A 26,061-nucleotide genomic window follows, 5' to 3' on the forward strand; every position below is an offset into this window, starting at 1 on the left:
TGTAGGGCGGTTGGGGACTACGCGCGATCGGCCACCAGCAGGCCGACGAGAACCGGCACGGTCGCACCGAGCAACAGTGGCCCGGCCGGGATGACGAGGGAGAAAACGGGTGCGGCAATGGCAGCCCCGAGCAGTGCGGTGCCGCGCGGGACGGACGTGAACGCGAGCCGAAACGCCGTACGACGCCACTCGGCCGCGGATCCGGACGGGGCGCGTCCGGCGGCGACGGCGAGCGCGACGTGGTAGGTGATCGCGACGGCGATCAGGCCGATGTGGATCATGAACAGCGTCAGCACGAGCGGACCGGCGCGACCGGCCAGGAACGACAAGTTGCTCGCAGCAAGCAGCGCGGCGATCGTCATCACGATGGAGTGCGGCAGCAACGGACGCCAGTACCGACGCCAACCGACGAACACTCCGGTGAAGCAACCAGTGTCACCGTCTGTCCGCCACCGGTTGAGCGCGAACCCGACCGCAGCCAACGCCGGCAACCACGTCACGATTCCGAGGCACAAGACCGAGAACGCCAGCCCGGCAAACGCGGGACTCGCGATCCACCCGAGCCAGTCGAGCGCCCGGCGGCTCATACCGTGATCCGCCCGTTCTCGGTCTCGATCACGGCCTTTGCCTGCGGATGTCCTTCGATCACACCGTCGTCGTCGGGCAGCAGCACGGTCTCGTCCGCGAAGGTGATGCCGTAGCCGCGGGTGAGCGGGCGGGCGGTTGCCGGGCCCGGCTGGAGCGACGACGTGGGCTCGATCGTCGTCAGGAACGTGGCGGTGCGCGTGTGCTCGGCCGTCGCGCGGAGGGTGTGCATCGTGCGGGTCAGCCGGAGGCTCGGAGTGCTGGACGTCGGGTTGGCTTCGACCTCGGTCACTGCGGACTCGACCTTTGACGGCGTGTGCAACCGCACCCACGCCTGCGCGGACCCGGACCGCAGCGCGATCTCTTCTCCGTACGAGATCGGCCAGTCCGCATGCAACAGAAAGGTCCAGTCGCGAGGAACCTCAGCAGCACACCGATCAAGCAGGACCAGCCGCCCGGCAGGAGTGAAGACGAGAGTCCGATCCAGCCGCGTGATCCCCAGCTCGGCCGGGTACATCGCGGCGATCTGCGCGGTCGCGTGTGCCATCCCGTCGGCCGCGAGTACGTCGACCATCCGGGCCTGCCGCTCGTACGGTGCACCCTTGTAGACGTGGTACCGATCCTCGTCGGCGAACCCGGACCCGTCCACCAGGATCAGGTTGTGGTCCCCCGCCCGCTTGCGATTGCTGTACCCCTCGTCCACCGCGAGGAACGCACCCCGCGACGTCAGCACGAACGATCCCGCGTCCGGATGATGATGCCCCGCGCTCAACGTGTCCCAGCCGCGCTCGCGGTCCAGCCGATGCGACGTCTCCCACGCCTGATGCCCACCACCGGGCGCGGCCTTGAACGACACCATCGTTGCCTCGTCGTCCCATCCCGTCCGCGCGGTGACGAGGCCGAGGTCCGGGAAGTACGCCGACAACGGCGTGCGTTGAGCGGGCTCGATCGGCGCCAGCGAGTCGTTGTACCAGAGCATCTCCAGGTACGCCTCGGGCATCACGCCCGGTTTGACCCCGCTCGCATACGCCTCCCGCCAGAAGAAGCGATCCGCGACCAGGTCGGCCAGCCACTGCGCCTCGCCGATCCGGTACGCCGACGCCAGCTTGCGGTACAGCGCCACGCTGTGACCGCTCCGTCGGTCGTGGCAGTCGCCGTGGTCGATGTTCTCCTCGAATCCCGGCGCGCATTGCTGCAATCGGTAGGAAAACGTGTTCTCCAGGAACGCGCAGCGCTCCCACCAGTCCAGTCCCTCCTGGTCCTGCAGCAGATCCAGGTACGTCGCCAGCCACGGAACGCCGTACCGCCAGTAGACGACGCCCTCCATGTCGGACCCGTCCGCAGGCAGCAGCTCGATCACGGTCGCGAAGTTGGCCTTTGCCCGCTCGGTCCACTCCGTCCGGCCGAGTGCATACCCCGCGGCGGCGAGCCCGGTGTAGCAGATCCAGTTGTGGTTCTGCCAGTACGACGAACTCCACCAGGAGCCCTCGGACTCCACCGCGAACTCGTACAGCCGGGCGCCCTGCAACTCCAGTTTGGCCCGCAGTTCCTTGGCGAGCTCAAAGTCGTCGCCGAGCCAGGTCATGGCGAGCGACAGCCCGTGCAGCAACCAGCCCGCGTCGAGGTCGTGGTCGGGCATGTGCGCCTTGCCCCAGTGCGGGAACCCGATCGCAGCCGAGATCCAGCGAGCTGCCTCGGCGCGGTAGCCCTCGTTGCCGGTCAGTCGGTAGGCCAGTGCGAGGTTCGCGGCAGCCGGACCGAAGTACGTGATGCTCGCCGACGGGTGCTCGGCCGGCGGCGTCTGCGTGCGGTACCAGTCGCACTGCTCCCGCAGTCGCCGCCACTGCGCGGCGTACCGTCCGTCGAGGCCATCGCGCAGTACGTCGAGGCGCTGGTCATACATCGGTCATCGCCTCCGCGTCGATCGGCATGGTCGAGTAGACGGAACGAAAGGTTGCCGACGTACCCACAACCGTCCAGTCCAGCCAGGTCCTGGTCCGCTGCGGATCATCGGCCGGACCAGGCCCGGGCCGCGTCACCGGTACGCCGTCACCACGGTGATAGCCGTACAACGTCTCGTCACCGACCCACATCGTGCGCACCGCGTCCGGACCGACCTCCACGGTGAGATCGACATCCGGGCGGAACTGCAGGACGATCTCGCGCTCGCGATCCGCGGTCACGCGAACGATGTCGACGAGGTAGTTGTCTTCGGCAATCACCTGCCGGGTTGCGCGTACGCCGTCGTACCAGCCGTCGATCTCCGCGGTCACGGACGTCTCGTCCTGGGTGACCACGCCCGTCGCCTCGGCCGGTTCGAGACCATCGATCCGGATGGTCGGGTGCGCGGCGGCAGACTTGTAGTGACGGCGCCACTCCGCATGTCCGTACGGCACCTGGCCCGGGTCGGGTTGCCACGGCGTGGTCGCGCCGTAGAGGTAGAGCGCGAGCTTGTCGTGATGACCGTGCGAACCACCGTGCGGTCCGTGGTCCAGGATCGCGTGAATGCCGTTGGCTCGAATCACCGCATAGGAAGAACTGAGGTGCCGGTCCGGCGAAGCGGTCCTTGGTGGACCAGCGAACCACTCTGCGAGCCTGTCCTCGAGGCCGTCATACCCCCGACCGACCTCCTCGATAGCTCGTGCGGCAACGGCGTCCAAGCGACCAACCGTCGTGAACTGCCGTGCGAGGGCAACGATCTCCAGCCACTCCAGGGCGAGCGGTATCCGGAGGTACGGGCCGTCGTGCAGCGCCGGCAGGATCCCGCCGTCGGTAGCGATCTCCGCCAGCGCCGCGATCATCCGCCCCAGCCGCTCAGGCACCGCGGCCGGGTCGAAGTCTCGCAGGCTCAACAGATACGCTCGCAGGACGAACCCGTGGTAGTAGGTGCTGCCTTCCCACTCCCAACCGTCCTCGCCGGTCGCGACTTCCAGATGTGCGAACTGCCCGTGTTCGCCGGTCAGCCACTCGCCAGACCCGGACCAGGCCTCACTCCGGACCGCGGCCGCGGCCTGGCTCGCCGCCGTACCCAATGCGTTGAACCACGCGGTGTAGTTCGACGAGAACTTGTCCTGGGCAACCATCGCGTCCCGCGCCAGCCGCGCCCCGGCAACCATGTCGTCGAGCATCGGCAGCGTCTCGTGCAGCTCCGCCCGGCCGGCCAGGTTCACGATCGAGTGCGCGATCGGCACACCCCAGACGGCGTCGGTCAACGCCTGGTGGAAGAGCCGCCCGCGCTGCATCCACCCCTGCGCCTGCTCGTGCTCTCCGGAGCGCGTCAGCTTCTGATACAGCCGCGCGTACAACGTGAGGAGCTCGGCGCCACCGCCGTCGTACGAGAGCAGCCGGATCCGGCGAGCCCACCAGTGATGCGCGAGGACGGTCCACGCCCCACGCACTGCAGGGGTGTCGACCCGGCAGCCATGCGCGCACGGTACGCCGCCACTCGGAAACTCACCGATTTCGAACCCGACGTGCTCGAGCTCGACGCCGTGTGCCGGGCAGACGTACTCGTGCCACCAGCCACCGCGTTCGGTCGGCGGATGTCCGGTCAGCGGGGCCACGTGCCACCGTCGATGTCGATCGTGATCCCGGTCAGGTAACCCGACGACGGCAGCGCGAGGAAGCGGACCGCGTTCGCAACGTCCTCGACCTGGCCGGCGCGACCGATCGGCGTACCGGTGACCATGTTCGCCTGCGCCTCGGCCGTGGAGAAGGTCTGGTGGAACGCGGTCTCCGCGATGTAGCCGGGTGCGACCGAGTTGACCGTGATGCCCTGCGGTCCAACCTCCTTGGCCAGGCCCTTCGTGAACCCGCGAACGCCGGCCTTCGCCGCCGCGTAGACGACCGATCCCGGCCCACCGCCGTTGTGTGCGGCGAGCGAGGCCATGGTGACGATCCGCGGGTTCGCCGACTGCGCCAGGTGCGGGATCGCCGCCCGCGTCGTACGGAACGTCGCGCCGAGGTTCACGTCGACGACCTGCTGGAAGTGCTCGTCGGACATGTCCTCAACCTTGACCCGGCCGATCAGGTGGCCGGCGTTGCACACGAGTACGTCGAGCCCACCGAGGAAACCGATCGTCTCGTCGAGCAGCCGGTCGACCTCCGCCGTACTCGTGACGTCGGCACCGACCGCGATCGCCTTCCGGCCGAGCTGCTCGATGTCGGCGACGGTCTGCGCGGCCGCGTCGGCCGACGTGCCGTAGTGGACCACCACGTCCGCTCCGGCGGCGGCCAGACCGAGCGCGATCCCGCGGCCGATGCCGTGCCCGGCACCGGTCACCAACGCGCGCGTCCCCTGCAGTTCCATAGGTTGCTTCCCTTCGGTGAGTGTCATTTGATGCCCGCGGTCGCGAAACCTTGGACGAAGTAGCGCTGGCCGATCAGGAACAGCACCACCATCGGCACGGTGGCCAGCGTGGTCCCGGCCATCAGGAACGCCCATTGGGTGTCGTTCTCGGTCCGGAACACCGACAGCCCGACCTGGATCACCCGCAGGCTGTCGCTCTTGGTCACCAGCAGCGGCCAGAGGAAGTTGTTCCACGACCCCTCGAACGTGAGCAGCGCGACGGTGATGAACGCGGACTTGACCAGCGGCGTCATGATCCGTGCGTAGATGCCCAGCTCACCGAGGCCGTCCAGCCGGGCCGCTTCCTCGAGCTCGACCGGCAGGTCCAGGTAGAACTGCCGGAACAGGAACACCGAGAACGGGCTGACCGCGCCCGGGATGATCAGTGCCCACCAGGTGTCCAGCCAGCCGGTGCCGCCCTGGCCGGTGATGTCGTTGCCGCCGAACAGCGGCATGAATCGAACGATCAAGAACTCCGGCAGGATCTTCGTGTACGTCGGGATCATCAGCGCGCCGACGAACCCGAGGAAGATCAGCGAGCTGCCCCGGAACCGCAGCCGCGCCAGCGCGTACCCGGCCATCGACGCGATCACCACGTTCAGCAGCGTATGACTGGCCGCGATCACGAGGCTGTTCCGCGCGTACGTCGCGAACGGTGCGGCGTGCAACGCATCCACATAGTTGCCGAAGGCCCACTTCGACGGGAACAGCCGCGGTGGTACGGCGGCGATGTCCCCCGGGGTCTTCACCGAGGTGAGCAGCATCCACACGAACGGCACGATCATCACCAGGGAGATCGCGGTCAGGGTCAGGTACAGCGCGATCCGGCCGGTCCGGACCCGCCGTACGGTGTCAACGGGTGCCACGGTCACCTCCGGTGATCCGGCGGTTCATCAGAGTCAGGAACAGCAGCAGCGCGAACAGCACCAGGCTCTGCGCGCACGCGTACCCCATCCGGAACTCCCGGAACGCGGACTTGTAGATCTCGTACGTCATCATCGTGGTGCTGTTCGCCGGGCCGCCGTCGGTCAGGATGTAGACCTGGTCGAACGACTGGAACGCGCCGATCACCGAGGTCACGAAGACGAAGAAGGTCGCCGGTCGCAACAGTGGCACGGTCAGGCTGAAGAACTGCCGGACCTTCGACGCGCCGTCCACCGAGGCCGCCTCGTACAGGTCGGTCGGCAGGCTCTGCAGTGCGGCCAGGTAGATCAGCATCTTCAGTCCGATGCCCTGCCAGATACCGACCACGATCACGGCCGGCATCGCCCAATCGGTCGACGACAACCAGTTCGGCCCGTCCAGCCCGAGGAACGACAGGACGGCGTTGGCCAGCCCGCTGCGCGGATCGTAGATCCACAGCCACACCAGCGCCACCGCGATCGTCGCGGTCACCTGCGGGATGAAGATCGCGGTCCGGAAGATCGCCCGGCCGGCCAGCCTGGTGTTCAGCATCAGTGCGATCAGCAACGCGATCGACATCGCCACCGGGACGGTGAAGAACGTGTAGATGCTGGTGTTCAGCACCGCCCGCCGGAAAACATCGTCCGACAGCAGGTCGCGGAAGTTCTCCAGCCCGACGAAGCGCGGCGGCGTCAACACGTCGTACGACGTGAAGCTCAGCACGACCGCGGCGATCAGCGGGATGCCGATCCAGATCAGCGCGTGCAACACGGCCGGTGCGACCATCAGCAGGCCTGCCCGCCGTCGGCTCCGTTGCAGCCGGCGGGTCGGCTTGGCGACCGGAGCGGGCGGCGCCGGCCGCACCCGCTCCGACACGATCGTGCCGCTCACAGCCGGGAGATCGCTTCCTTGCTCAGGCCGGCGAGCTCGTCGATGGCCTCCTTGGCGGACCGCTTGCCGACCACAGCGGTCTCCAGGGTGGTCTTGATCTTCTCCCGGATCTCCATCCAGGCAGCCGTGCCGCCCTCCGACCGGGCCTTGCTCATGTTGTCCAGGGCAAGCTTCACGAAACCGTTGTCCTTGACGTAGTCCGACGTCCGCAGGTTCTGTACGCCGGGCACCGATCCTCGCTGCTGAGCGGTCGGCAAGATGGATTCCGGCGTACCCATGAACTCGACGAGCGCCTCGGCCGCGGCGGCGTGCTTGGTCGAGGCAGACCGGGACACGAGGGTCCCGCCCTGCAACATCGCCGGCACCTTGTTGGCCAGGATGAACGCGCCGACCTTGTCCTCCTCGAGCAGCTCAGGAGTCTGCTGCTTCAGCTGCACCCAGAGCGAGTTGTTCGCCATCATCATCGCGGAGCGGCCCTGCTGCAAGGTGCTCGGCTGACCGGCCGACGACTTGAACGAGTAGTCGGCCGACTTGTCCTTGATCACGTCCAGGAACAGCTGCAACGCCTCGACGCCGCGGTCGTCGTCGAACTTCACCTGCTCACCCGACTCGTCGAAGAGGTTGCCGTCGTTCGCGAACAGGAACGTCTCCCAGCACTGCCGCAGATCGATCGAGAACGGGTCGAACCCGGCCCGGGTCAGCTTGCCGGAGCCATCGCGCCGGGCGAGCTCCTTGGAGATCTCCCGCAGTTCGGCCCAGTCCTTCGGCGGCGCCTTGATGCCGGCCTCGGCGAACAGATCCTTGCGATAGGTGACGATCCGGGTGTCCAGGACCATCGGCAGCGCGTACAGCTTGCCGTCGAACCGGGACGGCTCCAGCACCCGGTCCTCGTACTCGTACCGCTTGGCCAGCGCGTCGGGCAGCGGCGCGAGCACCTTCTTGTGCGCGAACGGCGGGATCCAGCCGACCCCGAGCATGACCACGTCCGGCATCAGACCGCCGGCCAGGCTGGTGGTGAGCTTCTCGTTCAGGGCGTTGTACGTCGTGTAGTCGACCTTGACCGTGACGTTCGGGTTCTTCTGCTTGAACGCGGGAAGCAGCTTGCCCTCCAGCAACTGCTTGCCGGTGCTGCCCTCGAAGAGTGGGGTCAGCAGCGTGATCTCGCCCTCGACGGGTCCGTCGGTGGCTGCCTGGTTGGCGCCGGACGACGCGGAGCACCCGGTGGCGGCGGCGACCGCGCCGAGCCCGAGGGCCGTCAGGACAGATCTGCGGGTGTACTCCATGGCGCGCCTTTCGTGGTGCTGCGGAAGAGGAGTGGTGCAACGATCTACCAGCCGGAGCGGCGCAGCTGTGCGCGACTGGTGCAACGATGCACCGCATGCTAGGAAGGGATTTCGCGACACGTCAAGAGGTTGATGCTCACGAGTTCTACTGGACATTAACGGTCGTCTGATGCATCGTTGCACTGCGAGACGGCAGGACGATGGGGTGACAGAATGCGCGGGTGGGCGGTGAATTGAGGACTGGAGAGGTGACGATCCAGCAGGTCGCGACCGAGGCGGGCGTCTCGCCGAGCACGGTGTCGAACCTGCTCAACGGGCGGAACCACCGGATGCTGCCCGAGACCCGGCAGCGGATCGAGCGCGCGATCGACAAGCTCGGCTACCGGCCGAACCGGGCCGCCCGGCAACTACGCACCGGCCGGACCACCACGATCGGACTCGTCGTGCCCTCGGTGGGCAACCCGTTCTGGGGCGCGCTCGCACGCCACCTGGAGTCGGCCGCGCTGGCCGAGGGGTACCACGTGCTGCTCTGCAACTCCGAGCGCGACCCCCGGCGCGAGCGCGACTACATCGACGAGCTGTGGGCCGACGGCGTGCACGGCGTCGTACTGTGCTCGTCGCTGCCGTCGCTCGAGCACGTGATGCCGCTGGTCGAGCGAGGACTTCAGCTGGTCGCCTTCGACCGTACGTCGCAGGCCGGGGACCCAGCGTCGCTAGTGAGCATCAGCGTCGACAACGCGATCGGCAGCCAACTGGCCACGCAGCACCTGACAGAGCTCGGGCACAGCCGGCTGGCCTTCGTGTCCGGCGCGCTGGCCAGCGTGAACCGCAAGGAGCGCTACCGCGGATTCACCGCCGCTCTCGAAGCGGCGGGGATCGACCCGGCGACGTCGGTGCGAGCACCGATCAAGGGCGACGCGGACGACTTCGGGGATGTCGAGGCCTCCGAACTCGGCCGCGCGGCCGCCGCCGAACTGCTGGCGCTGGAAGATCCGCCGACGGCGATCGTGGCGATCAACGACATGTGCGCGCTGGGCGTGTGCCGCGGGCTGCGCGACGGTGGACTCGAGGTGGGCAAGGACGTTTCGGTGGTCGGGTTCGACGACATCGTGCTCGCCGACCTGTACGCACCCACGCTGACCACCGTCCGCCAACCGATGCGCGAGATGGCTGCGGCCGCGTTCACCCAACTCCGCTCCCGCCTGGACGACTCCGGCCCGACCCAAGGCCAGTCTCTCCTCTTCCGCCCCGAACTAATCATCCGCGAGTCCTCCGCGCCACCACCGTCCTGAAGCCGACCTTCAGATGCCCTCAAGCGGCGGCGTAGCACGCCTCGACGGCCTCGCGGTATCGCTGTTACTCGGTCCGCCGGCGCCTGACCGCATTGATCAAACACGCGGAGGCAGCGGCGATAGCGCGCTACTGAGCGTAACCTTTCGTGCATGGTGGATGGTCCGGATGCGAGTTCGGAAGTCACAGTCGCGCCTGTTGGCGCGCACGACGAGACAACCATCCAAGCGGCGATCGAGCTTGGAAACGCGGCTCGCTCGACGTTGGGGCACCTTCCGTTCGCGGCTTACTACGCAGCGGCCGACAGCGGAACCCTGTTGATCGCCACCATCGAAGGCATGGTCGTGGGCTACGCGCTCTACGGCTTGGTGCGCGGGCAGATTCGATTGACTCACCTTTGTGTATCCCCTGACAGAAGGGGCCGAGGCGTTGCCCGGCACCTGATCCAGGAGATCAGCTCACGCCATCACGACTACCACGGGATCCGTGCTCGCTGCAGACGCGACTACAACCTTGCGGACATGTGGCTCCATCTCGGCTTCGAGCAGCAAGGGGAGCGTCCGGGGCGCGGCAAGGACGGAAGACTTCTCACCGACTGGTGGCTTGACCACGGCCACACAGATCTCTATGCAGTCGACATCGACGCGGTGCTTGTCAGAGCAGCCATCGACATGAACATCCTGCGCAACTGGATCGAGCCCGGACGACCGGGGCACTCCGAGTCGAGTTCCCTGCTCGCGGACCACCTCGAGGATCGCCTCCAACTCTTCCGTACCCCCGGCCTCGACGCCGAGATCGAGACGCTCGAAGGTCGGCTCCGCGGGGATCTACTGCAAAAGGTGCAGTCGTTGACCCGGGCGCCACGCGACCCGGACCGTGCGGCACAGATCCAAGAGCAACTGCTGACGGACGCCGTCATACGATTCCCCGGCTACCCGCGGACGCGACAGGACGAATTCGACCTGCAACATGTTTCAACGGCGATCGCCGGAGGCCTCAACGTCTTCGTCACCATGGACTCCGACCTCGCCGTTGCACTCGGACCAGAGGCCGAGCGTCAAGGCATGCGGATTCTTCGTCCCGCGGACGTCGTGGTCTGGATCGACGAGCTCGCGAGGGCTGAGGCGTACCGTCCGATCGACCTACAGGGGTCCCGGTACACCCGACGTCTGCTGGCTGCCGGCGAAGATCATCTGGTTCAGAGCCTGGCCAACATCTCTCTCGGCGAGAAGCCAAGAAACCTGATCGGCGAGGCTCGCCGTCTCGCAGTCGAGGGCGGCGAACGAATCGGAGTCTTCGGACCATACGGCGACCTGGTTGCGTACTATGGACTCCGGCAGCGCAAGTCCGTGCTGCACATCGAGACGCTGCGTCTGACGAATGCCTACATCCGAGACACACTCACACGCCAACTGCTGTTCGATCTCCGCCATACGGCCCGCGAGCGTACGGCGAACGTGCTGCTCCTCGAATCGTCACACCTGCACACAAGTGTGCGCACCGCTGCCGTCGAGGATGGCTTCGGCGAGCACGACCAGTACCTGGCTGCGCTTGTCATCGACGCGATCGGCGATGCGACGACGATCGAGCATGAGGCCGTGAAAGCAGCACGCCTCGCCGGCCTCCGTTCGCCGCGCTCGATTCGGCCACGTATGGCGGCGAGGCCGGCCGCCGAGCTCGAACAGTTCTGGTGGCCCGCGAAGCTCGTGGACGCTGAGCTTCCGACGTACCTGGTACCGATCCGGCAGATGTTCTCCTCCGACCTTCTCGGAGTCCCGTCCGGGCTCTGGCAACGAGACGACGACTTGGGCCTGAACCGCGAACATGTCTACTACCGGAGCCCTGGTACCCAAAGGCTCCAGGATCCGGCCCGGATCCTTTGGTACATGAGTAAGGGCGGCAAGTCTGTCGCCCAGGCTGCAGCGATCGTCGCCTGCTCGCAACTGGACGCCGTCCATGTCGGCCCACCAAGCGAGTTGCACAGTCGGTTCCAGCACCTGGGCGTCTGGTCGCTGACGGACATCACCAAGGCGGCCGCACGCGGCGAAGCCCAGGCCCTGCGATTCACCAACACGGAGATCTTCCCGCGCCAGGTCACGTACTCACAGTTCAGCAAGCTGGCGACGGCACGCGGGCAGGCAGCTACGCCGCCGCCCGGGCCGCGACGTATATCGTCCGAGTTGTTCGCCGCGATATACACCGAAGGGATGGCCAAGTGAGTGACAGGTCATTGCTGCTCTCTCTCCGCCCCCGATTCGCAGAAGCGATCCTCAGCGGCACCAAGACAGTCGAACTCAGACGCCGCCCGGTCAAGGCTTCTCCCGGCACTGTCATAGTCCTCTACGCCAGCGCCCCAACGATGGCCGTCGTCGGAACCGCGGTCCTCGTCGACGTCGTTGCCCTGAGCCCCCACACCGCGTGGCGGCGATACCGGCACACCCTCTCGCTGTCATGGGCCGAGTTCTCCGAGTACCTCACCGGAGCAGAGCAGGCACACCTACTCCGACTCGACGACGTCAAAGAACTCGACCAACCACTGACACTCCAAACGCTCCGCGCCTCAGCACCCTTCCAACCCCCACAAAGCTTCCGATACCTCCACGCCACGGACCCGCATCAACTCCGCGCCCTGGCGCGACGCTGACTGATAGCGGCAACACGCTTGCCTTCGAGTCCTGGTAGCCCCGGGAACGCAACAACGGGCGGATGGCGTTGCGGGGGATGCAGGTGAGGATGTAGCAAGAGAGGCTCGGCAGGCATCCGGACGGCTCAGCAGCCGTAAAGGAGAACGACCGTCGTCATCCGGCACTGGACGGAGAAGCGACGGCTGCCAGGCGTCCGGCAAGTCGGATGCGCCCGTAAGGTCCGGCGAGCTGCGACTGCCTGCGCGCACTCACCTGAGCGCGGGCCTGCATCGGGATCTTGCGGACGTCGCTCGAATCGCAGCTTCGGAGCAAGACGATTATTCGCGGAGCGGTCGGTGAACGTGGCTCTCGGTCTTCCGATGCAAGCGGACCGCTGCTGGCATCGAGCCGCCGACGCCACGGGAATCCAGGTCGGCCAAACGGGACCGCACTGTCGCGATGATCTCATCGCGGCCGAGAAAGTGCACTGTCCATCGCGGAAGACCCATCGGCGGTCCGTCCCGTCGACGACGCCGCACCCTCCTCCTCATTACGGCACTTCATCCTTGGGCTTGGACCTTTCGTACCTCGCCTAGAGCGTGAGCCTTTGCTGGTAGAAGCCGGCCTCGGGTGCGTCGTCCTGGTCAATGGCCTGCACGAGGTCTTCCAGGGTGCAGAACGGCACCCGGGCGTCCTGGCTGAATGCGCCCGGTTCGACGTGGCGGGTCACGATGAGTCCGTGTGTCGACCAGCGTCGCGTCGGATCGGGTAGGTCCAGCTTGGTCGCGATGCTGGAGGCTGCGGCGGAGATCTCGTCAACCTTCTTCAGCAACTTGTCGACGTACTTGCCTGGGAGGTGGAAGTCGTCGAACAGACGACGGACCTGTCGGTAGGAGTAAGGCGTGTAGAGGTCCTTGGCCTCGATGACCCACACCCGGGACCGGGCTGGATCGAAGCACAACGCGTCGATCTCCCCGCTCAATCGGGTGAACCCGTAGTGGCGGCCCTTCTCCGGTTTCACGCCGCCTCTGACGACGAACGACGCATCGTCGAGGGCCTTGACGACCTCCTTCTCGAGGTCCCGGTTTCGTTTCTGCCGGTACTGGTCCAGGGCCGTGGGAACCCCGGTCGGTAACGCCGCATCGGGCCACGGCAACCTACCGTCTTCCAGATAGTTCAAGAAGATGTGTAGCGTCGACTCGGCGAGCCAGGGCAGAACCCACAGACCTTCGGTAGTGCAGACGAGCGGACTGGTCAGGATCCGCTTCGCCCGACGCTCTGTCTCCCAGTGCGGGATCTGAGGGGCGAGATCGGTTGCCCGAAGCGTCAACCACTCGATCGCAGCCGCGCATTCTTCGCGGCTCGCCCCGACCGCCAGGTCGGCGCACTGCATGGTCAGCTCATCGACGGAGGTCAGGCTCGCGGAGCTGGACGGGTCCGCGTCCCACTGCCGTGCAACGTTCAGTACGCTCACGATCGCGTCGAGACCGAATACAGAGCTGCCACGAAGGGTCGAGTCGATGTCGGCCAACTCCGGCATCGACGCGAGAGTGAATGGCGTCTGCTCGTCGGTACCGCCGTCATCGGAGCCGGTGGTGATCGGTAGCCCTGCCGGCCGGGTGGCCTGGGCGCGATGCTGACCGTAGGCGTTCATGTCGATGTCGGTCGGACCGTCGTCGTGACGGACACGAACTTCGTAACTGTCGGTCAGCTCGATCGAGGTGGGTCGCAGTCGCAGATGGATGGCATCGCTGCGGAAGCAAGAATCGATGCAGAGCTGCGCGATCGACAGCGCCTCCGTCCAGGCCAGATCGTCGATCTCCACCTGCCCCGTCGGTGGATGAGCGAGAATCTCCTCGACCATCAGTGCTACAACGCGCGCCGCCTTAGAGTTCGCCTCCCGGTAGTCGCTGTCCTTGTCTTCCTCATAGGACGGGAATCCTCGTCTCCAGCGGAAGCGGAGGTCCTGCATATAGCGCTGGTGGTGGATCCGTTCGAGCTGGGCCAGTGCGAACGGCAGCAGGGTGTCGGGGTCGAGATCGGCCAGGCTCTCGTGGAACCGATCGAGGAGCCAGGGAAAGACTGTGCGGCTCTCAAACCTAGTGGCCGCTGGCCCCTCGAATGTGTCCGGGCTGACCGCCTCGGCGACGAGATGCTCGCCTAGTCGCCGCAGAGTACGGCTTCGGGTGGCCTCGTGGTCGCCAAGTGGCTCCGGAAGCGCGCTCGCGGATTGGACGACGGAGTACGCGTCCGTCCGGATGCCGGGCGGTGCGGACTGCCACGCCCGCACGAACTCGTCCCGCTCCGAGTCATCGAGGATTCCCGCGATGACGCGACCCACGCAGTTCTCGACCGAACCCGAGTCGTCCCGCAGCGCGGATTCCAGCCGGCCGTCCCACCCGATCGTCAGTACGCCTTCGTCGTAGTTCGCTCGAGTCAGCGGAGGTCCGGAGTCGTGATCGACGAACTGGAAAAGTACTCGCAGTGATGCGACCCGGGACGCTCGCGCGGCACCGACGAAGACGTCCTGAATCTGTTGCAGCTTCCAGGCTGCACCGGCCGCCACATTCCAGAGGATCGAGCGGTACTCCGACGGAGCCGACGGGTCGACCTTGGACACCGCGATCGGAACTGCGGCGGCGATCATCTGGAAGATCACGTCCTCGGCCACGTCCGCGATCTCGTTGCCGGACCGATCGCCGATCGCGACGATCGGCCATTCGTCTGTCGGTGGCAGCTTGAGCAGGTGCAATGCACGTTCGAGCGGCGCCATCCTCGCCGCTTCCTCCCACTCAACCACCGCCGAGTGAGGGCTGAACCTCATGAAGGAGAGCGGAGCGCCGCCCAGGTAGAAACCCTTGCGCTCTCGCCAGACCTCCCAGCGATCGATCGTGTCCCAGGCGAAGCTACGCTCAGGACCGCCCAGGTCGTTGATGAAGTACCACAGGTCGATCGGCGATGCCTGCGAGGAGCGCAGGATCCATTCGAGGTCCTCCAGGCGCATCGTCGGACCGCTGGCGCCGAGGAACGACATGGTCTGCGGCCCGGCGATCAACTGCAGCCGGGCAACGCGGGCATCAGGCTGCACCTGCCAGGTCGCGTCGCCCTTGTACAGCTGTGTCCCTGGTCGAATTGCCTCAAGGACGCCGGCACCACGGTCCAGCCGATGCTGGATCGACATCGGCACAAGCCCGGCAGCAACGTCCAACGCGAGGACCTGCCGATCGTTGAACTCCACCAGCGAATGGATCGTCGGAGTCGCCGCTCCGACGCCTAACGGCCCCAGAACCCGCGGCGTGGCTCCTAGCAGTAGCCGCGCGGTACGAGCCGCGACGTACCGCTGGAACTCGCTGTCGCAGCGCGCGTCGATCGAGACCGCCATCTCGGCGAGTTCGGACCCGATCGCTGAAAGCGCCTCGATCAGAAACGCTGCCGGCAGTGCTGTGACAGATCCGCGGTTATGTACGGCTAGAGCGGTCCCGAAGACCGCGTCCGGCGCACCGAGATCAAACGGAAGATCTCTCATCGAGAACGTGTAGCGCGTCAGCGCGCTCCTGGCGCGCTCTGGCGCGCCGCACTGCCTCACCATGTCGGTCAGCGGCGGCAGGTCGGCCACGGCGGCCATTTCGGCGACGCTCACCTCAGGATCATGATCCGCGTCGGCCGCGGGACCAGAGGGCCAGTGCGGCTCGAGCGCGGTCGCGACTTGGTCGATCCGGCGGAGGATCAGCTCGCCGACATCGCCCAGGCCGAAGCCGATCTTCGGGATCAGGACGCGATCGATGACGGCGGCGAGGTATCGGTGTTGCCTGATGAGCGCCGTCGGGCGCTCGAGTGAGCCCGGGACAACACGGAAGAGGTCAGATCCCCATGGGACAAGCACTTCCGCCCGCGCATCGTACGGCGCCGCGTCCTCGACGGTGGCGATCCGCGGGACTGCAGCGCGAACAGCTGTAACCAGGACCGCCAGATCTGCCGGGCTCGCCGCTTGAGCGCTGTTGCGACCGTGCAATGCCACCGCGTGCCAAAGCGCGGCGATCGACGGTCCGCAGTGCGCAGCGGTTGGCGACGTCGCACCTGCCTCCAGCAGAGCGGTCAACGACCTGGCCGAGAATCCCCCGACCAAGCGGGCAACCGGCCCGTCGTCGCGTTCTCGTCGTTCGCGTTTGGCCCGACTGCTCTTCCCCAAGGTATTCCTCCACGAGTGTAGCGATGTGGCCGCCACACTACGCGGACATCAAACGGTCTGTGGCCGACTAGCGCAAGCCGACAGAATCTGCTGGAGATCACCCGCAGCGACCATGGAGATGGTCGGACCTGAGGTGCAACAGTCGGGCTTTGCGACTCTCCCGCACACCTCTTTACCCACCCGAATCAGCGCGACAGGATAGCCGGAAATGAGAAGACACAGGTACTGCCGCGGGCGCAAAGACCTTACATACAAAGGATTTCGGATATCAGCGACAAACGGTGATCAACCTCAGCTGGAAATCAGGGGGTTCGGGGGTTCGAGGCTTGGTAGATGTAGGGTTGCCGCGTACCTCACTTTCGCCCCTCCTGCCAAATGTGGTCTCAAGTGCCGGCTGGTGAACTCGCCGGGTCGGGCGCGAGGGTCATCGCAACACGCACTCCGCCACCCGACCAACACCTAGCCGAGCCTATTGAGTCCAGCGCACCGTCGGCGTCCGGATGAGGGCATGGCACTGAGGTCGGGGTGCCGGATCCGCGCGGCCAGCCGCAAGGTCCACGGTAGAAAGTCTTGCTACCTCAAACGTTGAGCACGGTCTGTGGTGTTCGACGGCCGTGGAGGCAGAGGGTGGCGTTTGCGAAGGATCAGTGGACCAAGGCGGTCACGCAGGCTGACGGGAGTATGAAGCGCGAGCGGGACGAGAAGCGGTGGGGGCGGGGGAAGCGGTGGTTGGGGGTTTGGACCGATCCGCAGGGGCAGGAGAAATCGCGGGCCTTTGAGACCAAGGCTCGGGCGCTGCAGTACGCGAATGGGATGGAAACCGATCGGGATCGTGGGGACTATCTCGATCCGAATGCCGGGAAGGTGCGGCTCGAGGAAATCTGGCCGCGGTGGATGGGGTCACGGACGGTCGACCCTGCGACTGAGATTCAGTACGAGTCGAAGTGGCGGCTTCATGTGGCGCCGGTGTTCGGGCGGCGGATGGTCAAGAGCATCCTGCCGTCGGAGGTCGCCGTTTGGCTGACAGATCTGATGGGTGCCTATGGCCCGTCGACGGCCAGGAGCGCGTTCTTGGTGCTCAACGGCTGTCTTGAACTCGCGGTGGCGGACGAGCTGATCAAACGCAATCCGGGTCAGTCGAAGATCGTCAAGAAGCCGAGTAGGCGGTTCTCCAAAGTCGTTGCCTGGTCGGACGACACGGTGGAGCGCATCGTCGAGGCGCACCCTGAGCGGTTCAGGTTGCTTCCGACGATCGCGTCGGCAGCCGGATTGCGGCAGGGCGAGATGTTCGGGCTCTCAGTTGACGACTTCGACTTCAGCCTGATGCTCATCAGAGTCCGTCGCCAGGTGAAGCGACTTGGAAAGAAGTTCGTCTTCGCGCTCCCCAAGAACGACAAGGAGCGATTCGTTCCGATGGCACCCGTGCTCGCGAAGGCGATCAAGATCCACATCGAGCGTTTCGGAACGACCACCATCCCGCTGCCGTGGGAGCGGGATGGTGGCGACGTCCAGGAGCATGATCTGATCTTCAGCTGGCCAGACGGTCGACACCTGACGGCGCGGCTGCATGACGAGCTCCTGTGGAAGCCTGCGCTTGCAGCGGCCGGCGTGATCCCGCCGCCGTACAAGGACAACCGTGGCCGCCGGCGGTTCAAGACCGACCGTACGACCGGGCTGCACGCGCTACGTCACTACTTCGCCAGCATTACGCTCGCGGACGGGGTCAACATCAAGGAGCTTTCCGAGTACCTCGGTCACCACGATCCGGGGTTCACGCTGCAGATGTACACGCATATGCTGCCGTCGTCTTACGACCGTGCTCGGCAGGCGGTGGATCGTCGGCTGGAGCGGCTTGCTCTTCGGCTGACGGAGCAGTCACGGAGCAGGGCCGATCACGGCTCGGATCTCGACGAGCCCGACCCAGGTCTCGGCCTGGTCTGAGGGCAGGTCAAGGCGGACCGGGAATCCCTTACAGATAAGGCTATTTCAGCTCAGCGGACGTCTTTCCGAGAAGCCGCCTGGCGACGATCAGTTGTTGGATTTGCTGGGTGCCTTCGAAGATGTCGAGGATTTTGCTGTCTCGGGACCACTTTTCGAGGAGTTGATGTTCGGAGTAGCCGAGGGAGCCGGTGAGTTCTACGCAGCGGAGGGTGATGTCGTTGGCGGTGCGGCCGGCTTTGGCTTTGGCCATCGAGGCCTGGAGGGAGTTGGGTTGGCCGTTGTCGGCCATCCAGGCGGCCTGGAGGGTGAGGAGGTAGGCGGCTTCCCAGTCGGCTTCCATCGACAGGTACGTCGCGGCGGCGGCGGGCTGCAGGTGGACGGGGCGGTCGTAGTCGATCTGTACGCCGGCCTCGGCCAGCAGGTCCCGGGTGAGCTCGAGGGACGCGCGGGCGCAGCCGACCGCCATCGCGGCCACCAGCGGACGGGTGTTGTCGAACGTCTGCATGACGCCCGCGAAACCCTTGTCGATGTCAGCCGTGCCGAGCAGGTTCTCGCGCGGGACCCGGCAGTTCTCGAAGCGGATCGTCGCGGTGTCGGACGCGCGGATACCGAGCTTGTGCTCGAGCCGTTCGACCGTCATCCCCGGCGTGTCCTTCATGACCACGAACGACTTGATCGCGGCCCGGCCGAGCGACGTGTCGAGCGTCGCCCACACCACCACCGCGTCGCACCGGCCGCCGGCGGTGACGAAGATCTTCTCGCCGTTCAGCACGTAGTCGTCGCCGTCCAGCCGGGCGGTGGTCCGGATGTTCGCCGAGTCCGATCCGCAGTCCGGCTCGGTGATCGCCATCGCGGCCCACACGCCGTCGAAGCGGCGGAGCTGCTCGTCCGACGCGACGGATGCGATCGCCGAGTTACCGAGTCCTTGCCGCGGCATCGACAGCAGCAGCCCGACATCACCCCAGCACATCTCCATGATCGACAGCACCGAAGACAGGTTCGACCCGTTCACGACACTGTCCGCGTCGGTCGCAGTACGCCGTACGCCGGAAGCTCCCGCGCCCGAACCGGTGCCCGAGGCACCTAATCCGTCGACCATCGCGGCCAGCATGTCCAGCTCGACCGGGTACTCGTGCTCGGCCAGGTCGTAGCGGCGCGAGTTCGGCCGCAGCATCTCCGCGGCGACCTGGTGTGCCTGGTTGACGAAGGCCCGGAACTTCCGCGGAGTCTCGAGGTTGATCATCAGACCAGCACCGCACCTTCCATCACGCCGATGGCCCGCAGGTCGCGGTACCACCGCTCCACCGGATGCTCCTTCACGAACCCGTGCCCGCCGAGCAGCTGTACGCCGTCCGTCCCGATCTGCATGCCCTTCTCAGTACACAGCCGCCGCGCCAACGCCGCCTCCCGGGCGAACGGAAGCCCTTGGCTGGCACGCGATCCGGCCCGGTACGTGACCAGCTTCATGCCCTCGAGCTCGATCCCGATGTTCGCAACCATGAACGCCACCGACTGCCGATGACTGATCGGCTCGCCGAATGCCTCACGCGAGTTCACGTACGGCGTCACGTAGTCGAGCACCGCCCGCGCCGTACCCAGAGCCAATGCACACCACCCGAGCCGCGACAGCCGCACGCACTCGGCGTAGTCGTCGAGCGAACCGAGCTGCACCGCGGGCACGTCCGTGAGGATCACCCGGCTCAGCGACGCCGCCCGCAACCCCATCGACGGCTCGGCCTCGATCGTCACGCCCGCATGATCCGCCTCGACCAGGAACAATCCCGGCCCCGCGTCGGTCTGCGCGCCGATCACGAACAGCTCCGCCTCGGCGCCCCGCGGTACCAGCGACTTCACGCCGTTCAGCAGCCCGCCGGTGTACCGCGTGCGCAGCGTGAACGGATCGAACACCGGCCGCGGCTCGACCAGCGCCAACGCGGCGGCAGGCACCGTGGAGCCGGTGAACGCGGGCAGGTACGTCGCCTGCTGCGTCTCGTCGCCCCACAACGAGATCGCCGTACTCACCGCGGACGGCGCCAGACACGCGACCGCCTGCCCCATGTCGCCGTACGCGAGCGCCTCGGCAACCAGTACGCCGGTCATCGCGGACCGCTCGGTGACGATGCCCCCGAGTTCCTCGGGGACCTCGATCAGGCTCAGCCCGAGCTCGGCCGACGGCTCCAGGACCTCCGGCTGCGTCGTGCACGCGGTGTCGGCCGCGGCGGCAGCGGGTCGCAGTACCTCGGCGGCGAACTCGCGGACGACGTCGACCATCATCTGCTGGTCCTCGGTCGGCGTCAGGTCGAACCGCCCGGTCCCTCGCGCCGCCGGTAGCCGGGACGGCGCCGTCAGCCCGGTCAGCGTGGTCGCCGCCGAGAAACGCCGAGAGAGCGCTCCCGCCGTCCGGAATCCGGTCTTGGTCGCCTCGAACACGGCGCGCTCGGCCGGCTTCCGCAGCCCGAACCGGTCGATCGCCCGCGACCGCGCCAGCTTGTTGAGCAGGGCCACGCCGACCCCGATCGCGTCCCGGCGCCCACGGGTCTTCTCCTGAAGGCTCATACCCGCAACTGTAAACCGAAGTTACAACCCAGGTCACGCCCGGCCTTGGTAACCTGACGCAACCAGGCCTGAAGGAGCGCGGTAGTGGCGGTCAGCATGTCCGATGTGGCCCGTCACGCGGGCGTGTCCCAGCGCACCGTCTCGAACGTGGTGAACAACTACGTCCACGTCTCCCCCGCGACCCGCGCCCGCGTCCAGGCCAGCCTCGACGCCCTCGGCTACCGCCCGAACACGGCCGCCCGCCGCCTGCGCACCGGCCGCACCGGCACCGTCACCCTGGCCGTCCCCACCTTCCGCGAGCGGTACTTCGCCGACCTCGCCGAAGCCGTGATCGCGGCCGCGAGAGAGCGCTCTACGACCGTTCTCGTGGAGACCACCGGCGGCCGCCACGACATCGAGGTCGAACTGCTCCGCGGTGGCGGCGACATCCTCACCGACGGCGTGATCATGAGCGCGGTCGCCCTCAGCCGCACGGACCGGCGCAGTACGCACCCGGTCGTGCTGGTCGGCGACCGCGAGCCCGGCAGCGCGATCGACCACGTCGGCATCAAGAACCGTGAGGCAGCGCAGGCCGCCGTCACGCACCTGCTCGACACCGGCCGGCGACGGATCCTCCTGCTCGGCGCGAACAACGGACCGAGACGCTCGTACCAACTCCGCCGTCAGGGTTACCAGGCCGCACTCAAGAAGCACGGCATCGACGTCGACCCGGCGCTGATCGTCGAGTCCGGATGGACCGCCGCCGAGGCCGCTGACGCGATCAACCGGACCTTCGAACAACTGCGCCCCGACGGCATCTTCGCGATGAACGATTCGGCCGCTCTCGGTGCGCTCCGGGCGCTGCAGCGCAACAAGATCGACGTACCCGGCGAGGTCTCGGTCATCGGCTTCGACGACATCATCGAGTCGAGTCTGTCCACCCCGACGCTCAGCACGATCGCCCCGCTCCTCGACGACATCGCGAGCACCGCGCTCGACCTGCTCGAGGAGCAACTCGACGACGAGCACGTCCCGCAGCACCGGATGGCCGGCTACGAGCTCCGCGTCCGGGAGAGCACCACCTGCTGATCCATCGCCTCACCGGCAACCCCTTGTGGACTCGATTTGCTACGTAGTAAATTCCAGCTCCATGACGCGTACCGCCCTCGCCCCCAGGTTCACCGGCGCCGGAAAGATCGAGTTCGCGGACCACGAGTTCCCGGACCCCGGCCCCGGCCAACTCCTCCTCGCCGTCCAGGCCAACGCCCTGTGCGGCACCGACCGGAACCAGTACTACGACGGCTCGTCCGTCGTCCCCGGACACGAAGCCGCCGGCACCGTGCTGCAGGCCGGCGAAGGCACCAGCACGCCGGTCGGCGCCCGCGGAGCCGTGTTCCTGATGGACTTCTGCGGCGAGTGCCGCAGCTGCAAGCTGAACGCCACCAACCAGTGCCTGGCCAAGCGGGCCGACATGGGATTCACCCACGACGGCGGGTACGGCCCGTACGAGCTGGTGCACGAGTCGAACTTCTTCCCGATCACCGACGACATCGAGATCGGCAACGCGACGATGCTGCTCGACGTAATGGGCACCAGCAGCCACGCGATCGGCCGGGCGGCACTGGTCAGACCAGACGTCGAGAGCGTGTACATCGCGGGCGCCGGCCCGATCGGCCTCGGCCTGACCGTGATGAGCAAACTCAAGTACGGCGCCGACGTACCGGTCTACATCTCCGACTTCTCCCGCTGGCGCCTCGACTTCGCCGAGTCGTTCGGCGCGATCCCCTTGCTGGCCGACGATCTGAGCAAGGCCGGCGCTCCGGACGTCGCGTTCGACTCGTCCGGCAAGGAGGCCGCCCGCCGCGCCGCGCTCGATCTGGTCAGCCAGCGCGGCGCCCTGATCTGCATCGGCCACGGCGAGTCGCTCACCATCGATGTGTCCAACGACCTCATCGCGCCCGAGCACGCCATCCTCGGCAGCGAGTACTTCCGGTACGACGAGATGCCCGGCAACCTCGCCCTGCTGTCCGAGCACCAGGACCTGATCTCCCGCGTGATCAGCCACCGCTTCCCGGTCGCCGAGATCAGCGAGGCGTTCGGGCTGTTCATGGCCGGCGAGACCGGCAAGGTGGTCGTCACCCAGGACGGCGCGTCATGAGAGTCGCCGTGGTAGGCGCCGGCGGCTGGGGCGAGCACCATGCGCGGATCTTCTCCCGCCGCGAGGACACCGAGCTGGTCGGCATCCTCGGTCGTACGCCGGACAAGACCCGGCGCAGGGCCGAGCGGTACGGCACCACGCCGTACACGGATCTCGACGAGATGTTGCGCAAGGAGCAGCCCGAGCTCGTCACGGTGTGCTTGCCGAACGAGGACCATTACGACGTCACGCTGAAGCTGGTGCGTACCGGCGTACCACTGCTGGTCGAGAAGCCGCTGGTGTTCGATCTCGCCGAGGCGGACAGTCTGCTCGCCGAGGCCGGTGACCAGTTCTTCGCCATCAACTTCAACCACCGGTACGCCGAGCCCGTGCAGCGCGCGAAAGCCCTGATCGACGCCGGTGAACTCGGTGACCTCGTCTTCGCGACCTGGCGATTCGGCGGCGAGGCGAACCACGGCAACTCACCACACGCGAACCTCATCGAGACCCAGTGCCACGGGTTCGACATGCTCGAGCAACTGGTCGGACCAGTGGCCTCGGTATCCGCGCACATGACCGACAAGACGTACGGCGCCTTCAGCACGATCGCGCTCGCCCTCGATTTCGAGAACCGCGCGGTCGGCACGATGCTCGGCACGTACGACTCGTCGTACGCCTACCCGGACACCCAGCGGATCGAGATCAACGGCACGCAGGGCCGGCTCGTCATCCACGACACGGTCCGCGCACTGACGTTCTCGAAGGCGGGCGACCCGGTCGAGCAACGCTGGCACTCGACGTACTTCGACGACGAGTCCCGCAACTTCGCCGGTACCTTCGATCGCCACGTGGACGCGATCCTTGAAGCCCTTCGCGCCGGCAATCCACCACCGGTCCACGCACGGGCCGGCCGCCGAGCCCTCCAGCTCGCCCAGGCCGCCATCGAATCACACGAGACCGGACGCCGGGTCAGCACGACCTGACGTCAGTACGATCCACTCCATGGACCGGACCAATGCGCTCGTCGAGCGCCTCTTCCGCGATGCCGGTGCGGCGCTCGAGCTGTACGCCATCTACCTCGGCGAGCGACTGGGCCTGTACCGGGCGCTCGCCGAGGCCGGCCCGTCCACCTCGGTCGAGCTGGCCGAACGGACGGGTACTGCGGAGCGCTACATCCGCGAGTGGCTCGAGCACCACGCCGTTAGCGGACTGATCGACGTCGACGACGTCACCGCTGCGGCCACCGAGCGGCGCTACCACCTGCCTCCTGAGCACATCCCGGTACTGGCCGATCCGGACAACGTCGACTATCACGCCTACAAAGGCGTGGAGCTGGCTCGCGCGGCCCGGATGCTGCCGGCATTGGTCGAGGCGTATCGCGGTGGCGGCGCACCGCCGGGCCAGCCGTGGGAGCCCGAGGGACGAGCGGAGTTCAACCGGCCGACGTACCTCAACCTGCTCGGCAAGAAATGGCTGCCGTCCATCCCCGAGATCGATCAACGACTGCGCGCCGAGCCACCGGCCCGGGTTGCCGATTTCGCCTGTGGCACCGGCTGGTCGTCGATCGCGATGGCCCAGGCGTATCCACTGATCACGGTGCACGGGGTCGACCTCGACCAGGACGCGATCGCCGCGGCGAGCCGGCATGCCGACGAGGCCGCGCTGGGCGACCGGGTCAGTTTCTCGGTCGCGAACGCCTCCGACCCGACGCAGAGCGGCCAGTTCGACCTGGTCACGATCCTCGAGGCCCTGCACGACATTCCGCGGCCGGTCGACGCGCTGAGCAGTGCACGGGAGATGCTCGCGCCCGGCGGCTCGGTGCTGATCCTCGACGAGCTGGTCGAGGACGAGTTCACCGCGCCGGCGTCGGAGCTGGAGCAGTACCACTACGGCTGGAGCCTGATGTCCTGCCTGCCGGACGCGATGGGAGACCCGCAATCAGCGGCGACCGGTGCGGTGATGCGCCCGGCGACACTGCGCCGGTACGCCGCCGAGGCAGGATTCCGGGAGACGCAGGGCCTCCCGTTCCAGACTTCGCTGTTCCGGTTCTACCGGCTCATCCCGTGATCGCGTCGGCCTTGGCCCGCAGGTAGCGCTGCTCAGGGAGGCTCGTCGTACGGTGCGCCGCAGCGAGGTAGTGCTCGCGTGCCTTCGCCGGCTCCCCCGCGCGTTCGTACAAGTGCGCCCGTACGGCGTCGAGCCGGTGCGTCTCGGTGATGTTCTTGTCGTCGCCGAGCGTGGCGAGCAGGTCGAGTCCGGCTTGCGGTCCCTCCACCTGGGCCAGCGCGATCGCGCGGTTGAGGGTGACCATCGGGTTCGGCGCGAGCTTCTCCAGCAGCAGGTACAGCGCGAGGATCTGGCGCCAGTCGGTCTCGTCCGCGCTCGGCGCCTCCGCGTGGACCGCGGCGATCGCGGCCTGGAGCTGGTACGGCCCGACCTCGCCCTGCTGCAGCGTGTGCAGGATCAGATCAGCCCCTTCGGTGATCTGCGCGCGGTCCCACCGGGTGCGGTCCTGCTCGTCGATCGGGATCAGGCCACCGTCGGCAGTCGTCCGTGCCGCTCGGCGCGAGTCTGTCAGCAACATCAACGCCAGCAGGCCGGCGGTCTCGCCGTCGTCCGGCAGCGACGAGCGCAACATCCGCGTCAACCGAATAGCCTCGGCGGTCAGCTCAACCCGCTGCAGCTCCTCCCCCGAACTCGCCGTGTACCCCTCGTTGAAGATCAGGTACAGCACCTGCAGTACGACGCGCAGCCGCTCGGCGCGCTCCGGCTCCGGCGGCATCGCGAACCGGCTGCCCGCGGCCTTGATGCTCTTCTTCGCCCGGCTGATCCGCGGCGCCATCGTTGCCTCCGGCACCATGAACGCGCGGGCGATCTCGGCCGTCGTCAGACCCCCGACGGCCCGCAACGTCAACGCGACCTGCGAGGCCGGCGTGACGGCCGGATGACAGCACAGGAACAGCAGGGTCAAGGTGTCGTCGGCATCCGGAGCCTCGTCGATATCGGCGCCCGGGGCAACCAATTCCTCCGGCCCGGCCATCGCGGCGACACTGTCCTCACGCCGCCGCCGCGCACTCTCACTCCGGAAGGCGTCGGTCAGCCGCCGCGTCGCAACGGTGATCAGCCAGCCCCGCGGATTCGCGGGCACCCCATCCACCGGCCACTGCGTCGCCGCGGCCAGCAAAGCCTCCTGTACGGCGTCCTCACACAGGTCGAACTGCCCGTGCCGCCGAGCCAAGAACCCCAGCACCTGCGGCGCAAGCTCCCGTAACAGCCCCTCCACATTCACCCCGCCGAGCCTACGCGGCCTGCAGCTCGACAGTACGTATACGTCC

19 protein-coding genes are annotated in these 26,061 nt (G+C 67.0%); 8 read left to right on the forward strand and 11 right to left on the reverse strand.

Going from position 1 to position 26,061, the window contains the following annotated elements:
* Positions 1–17: 17 nt before the first annotated feature.
* From OHA18_RS42455 to OHA18_RS42485, 7 genes are read right to left on the reverse strand one after another with little or no spacing between them, the layout of a single operon-like run.
* Positions 18–587: a hypothetical protein gene (locus tag OHA18_RS42455; protein WP_329001088.1), complete on the reverse strand. Its 570-nt coding sequence runs from the start codon at positions 585–587 to the stop codon at positions 18–20.
* The gene (locus OHA18_RS42460) at positions 584–2,488 is read right to left on the reverse strand and encodes a hypothetical protein (RefSeq protein WP_329001089.1); all 1,905 of its coding nucleotides are present in this window, start codon (positions 2,486–2,488) and stop codon (positions 584–586) included. The genes OHA18_RS42455 and OHA18_RS42460 overlap by 4 nt, the downstream gene beginning before the upstream one ends.
* Positions 2,481–4,148 carry a heparinase II/III domain-containing protein gene (locus OHA18_RS42465; protein WP_329001090.1) on the reverse strand — a complete coding sequence of 556 codons (1,668 nt, stop codon included), beginning with the start codon at positions 4,146–4,148 and terminating at the stop codon, positions 2,481–2,483. Before OHA18_RS42465 ends, OHA18_RS42460 begins: the two co-directional genes overlap by 8 nt.
* Entirely contained in the window at positions 4,136–4,894 is a 759-nt protein-coding gene (locus OHA18_RS42470) for an SDR family NAD(P)-dependent oxidoreductase (RefSeq protein WP_329001091.1), read from the reverse strand. Before OHA18_RS42470 ends, OHA18_RS42465 begins: the two co-directional genes overlap by 13 nt.
* Before the next feature lie 23 nt (positions 4,895–4,917).
* The gene (locus OHA18_RS42475; RefSeq protein ID WP_329001092.1) at positions 4,918–5,799 is read right to left on the reverse strand and encodes a carbohydrate ABC transporter permease; all 882 of its coding nucleotides are present in this window, start codon (positions 5,797–5,799) and stop codon (positions 4,918–4,920) included.
* On the reverse strand, positions 5,786–6,727 hold the full coding sequence (locus OHA18_RS42480) for a carbohydrate ABC transporter permease (protein WP_329001093.1): 942 nt from the start codon (positions 6,725–6,727) through the stop codon (positions 5,786–5,788). Before OHA18_RS42480 ends, OHA18_RS42475 begins: the two co-directional genes overlap by 14 nt.
* The gene (locus tag OHA18_RS42485; protein ID WP_329001094.1) at positions 6,724–8,010 is read right to left on the reverse strand and encodes an ABC transporter substrate-binding protein; all 1,287 of its coding nucleotides are present in this window, start codon (positions 8,008–8,010) and stop codon (positions 6,724–6,726) included. Before OHA18_RS42485 ends, OHA18_RS42480 begins: the two co-directional genes overlap by 4 nt.
* 248 nt (positions 8,011–8,258) lie before the next feature.
* On the opposite strand from OHA18_RS42485, the gene OHA18_RS42490 reads away from it, so the two are divergent.
* The 3 genes from OHA18_RS42490 to OHA18_RS42500 all read left to right on the forward strand — a co-directional run bounded on the left by OHA18_RS42490 (position 8,259) and on the right by OHA18_RS42500 (position 11,944).
* Positions 8,259–9,302, forward strand: coding sequence for a LacI family DNA-binding transcriptional regulator (locus OHA18_RS42490; protein ID WP_329001095.1), 1,044 nt, complete (start codon positions 8,259–8,261; stop codon positions 9,300–9,302).
* 150 nt (positions 9,303–9,452) lie between these two features.
* Positions 9,453–11,519, forward strand: a complete 2,067-nt coding sequence (locus OHA18_RS42495; RefSeq protein ID WP_329001096.1) for a GNAT family N-acetyltransferase — start codon at positions 9,453–9,455, stop codon at positions 11,517–11,519.
* Positions 11,516–11,944: an ASCH domain-containing protein gene (locus tag OHA18_RS42500; RefSeq protein ID WP_329001097.1), complete on the forward strand. Its 429-nt coding sequence runs from the start codon at positions 11,516–11,518 to the stop codon at positions 11,942–11,944. Before OHA18_RS42495 ends, OHA18_RS42500 begins: the two co-directional genes overlap by 4 nt.
* A 572-nt stretch (positions 11,945–12,516) precedes the next feature.
* Here the strand turns inward: OHA18_RS42500 and OHA18_RS42505 are convergent.
* Positions 12,517–16,149, reverse strand: coding sequence for a hypothetical protein (locus OHA18_RS42505; RefSeq protein ID WP_329001098.1), 3,633 nt, complete (start codon positions 16,147–16,149; stop codon positions 12,517–12,519).
* Between the two features lie 591 nt (positions 16,150–16,740).
* On the opposite strand from OHA18_RS42505, the gene OHA18_RS42510 reads away from it, so the two are divergent.
* A complete protein-coding gene (locus tag OHA18_RS42510) occupies positions 16,741–18,054 on the forward strand; it encodes a tyrosine-type recombinase/integrase (protein WP_329001099.1) in 1,314 nt (437 codons plus the stop codon).
* 40 nt (positions 18,055–18,094) lie between these two features.
* Here OHA18_RS42510 and OHA18_RS42515 read toward each other — a convergent pair whose 3' ends face one another.
* Both OHA18_RS42515 and OHA18_RS42520 read right to left on the reverse strand, forming a co-directional pair.
* The gene (locus tag OHA18_RS42515; RefSeq protein WP_329001100.1) at positions 18,095–19,297 is read right to left on the reverse strand and encodes an acyl-CoA dehydrogenase family protein; all 1,203 of its coding nucleotides are present in this window, start codon (positions 19,295–19,297) and stop codon (positions 18,095–18,097) included.
* A complete protein-coding gene (locus OHA18_RS42520; RefSeq protein ID WP_329001101.1) occupies positions 19,297–20,610 on the reverse strand; it encodes an acyl-CoA dehydrogenase family protein in 1,314 nt (437 codons plus the stop codon). The genes OHA18_RS42515 and OHA18_RS42520 overlap by 1 nt, the downstream gene beginning before the upstream one ends.
* 84 nt (positions 20,611–20,694) lie before the next feature.
* Here OHA18_RS42520 and OHA18_RS42525 point away from each other — a divergent pair, with 84 nt between their 5' ends.
* The 4 genes from OHA18_RS42525 (at position 20,695) to OHA18_RS42540 (ending at position 24,793) form a co-directional block, all read left to right on the forward strand.
* Positions 20,695–21,678: a LacI family DNA-binding transcriptional regulator gene (locus OHA18_RS42525; RefSeq protein WP_329001102.1), complete on the forward strand. Its 984-nt coding sequence runs from the start codon at positions 20,695–20,697 to the stop codon at positions 21,676–21,678.
* A gap of 61 nt (positions 21,679–21,739) precedes the next feature.
* Positions 21,740–22,747 carry an alcohol dehydrogenase catalytic domain-containing protein gene (locus tag OHA18_RS42530; protein WP_329001103.1) on the forward strand — a complete coding sequence of 336 codons (1,008 nt, stop codon included), beginning with the start codon at positions 21,740–21,742 and terminating at the stop codon, positions 22,745–22,747.
* The gene (locus OHA18_RS42535) at positions 22,744–23,709 is read left to right on the forward strand and encodes a Gfo/Idh/MocA family protein (protein ID WP_329001104.1); all 966 of its coding nucleotides are present in this window, start codon (positions 22,744–22,746) and stop codon (positions 23,707–23,709) included. The genes OHA18_RS42530 and OHA18_RS42535 overlap by 4 nt, the downstream gene beginning before the upstream one ends.
* A 19-nt stretch (positions 23,710–23,728) precedes the next feature.
* On the forward strand, positions 23,729–24,793 hold the full coding sequence (locus tag OHA18_RS42540) for a class I SAM-dependent methyltransferase (protein WP_329001105.1): 1,065 nt from the start codon (positions 23,729–23,731) through the stop codon (positions 24,791–24,793).
* Here the strand turns inward: OHA18_RS42540 and OHA18_RS42545 are convergent.
* Entirely contained in the window at positions 24,783–26,015 is a 1,233-nt protein-coding gene (locus tag OHA18_RS42545) for an RNA polymerase sigma factor (protein WP_329001106.1), read from the reverse strand. The two genes, OHA18_RS42540 and OHA18_RS42545, sit on opposite strands and share 11 nt — an antisense overlap.
* Between the last annotated feature and the right edge of the window lie 46 nt (positions 26,016–26,061).

The organism is Kribbella sp. NBC_00709 (assembly GCF_036226565.1).
Lineage (GTDB): Bacteria > Actinomycetota > Actinomycetes > Propionibacteriales > Kribbellaceae > Kribbella.

What these genes read in the sequence shown, in the direction of transcription:
- OHA18_RS42455 (WP_329001088.1), bottom strand. Translation starts at nt 587, where the DNA reads ATGAGCCGCCGGGCGCTCGACTGGCTCGGGTGGATCGCGAGTCCCGCG.
- OHA18_RS42460 (WP_329001089.1), bottom strand. Translation starts at nt 2,488, where the DNA reads ATGTATGACCAGCGCCTCGACGTACTGCGCGATGGCCTCGACGGACGG.
- OHA18_RS42470 (WP_329001091.1), bottom strand. Translation starts at nt 4,894, where the DNA reads ATGGAACTGCAGGGGACGCGCGCGTTGGTGACCGGTGCCGGGCACGGC.
- OHA18_RS42485 (WP_329001094.1), bottom strand. Translation starts at nt 8,010, where the DNA reads ATGGAGTACACCCGCAGATCTGTCCTGACGGCCCTCGGGCTCGGCGCG.
- OHA18_RS42495 (WP_329001096.1), top strand. Translation starts at nt 9,453, where the DNA reads ATGGTGGATGGTCCGGATGCGAGTTCGGAAGTCACAGTCGCGCCTGTT.
- OHA18_RS42515 (WP_329001100.1), bottom strand. Translation starts at nt 19,297, where the DNA reads ATGATCAACCTCGAGACTCCGCGGAAGTTCCGGGCCTTCGTCAACCAG.
- OHA18_RS42520 (WP_329001101.1), bottom strand. Translation starts at nt 20,610, where the DNA reads ATGAGCCTTCAGGAGAAGACCCGTGGGCGCCGGGACGCGATCGGGGTC.
- OHA18_RS42530 (WP_329001103.1), top strand. Translation starts at nt 21,740, where the DNA reads ATGACGCGTACCGCCCTCGCCCCCAGGTTCACCGGCGCCGGAAAGATC.
- OHA18_RS42535 (WP_329001104.1), top strand. Translation starts at nt 22,744, where the DNA reads ATGAGAGTCGCCGTGGTAGGCGCCGGCGGCTGGGGCGAGCACCATGCG.
- OHA18_RS42540 (WP_329001105.1), top strand. Translation starts at nt 23,729, where the DNA reads ATGGACCGGACCAATGCGCTCGTCGAGCGCCTCTTCCGCGATGCCGGT.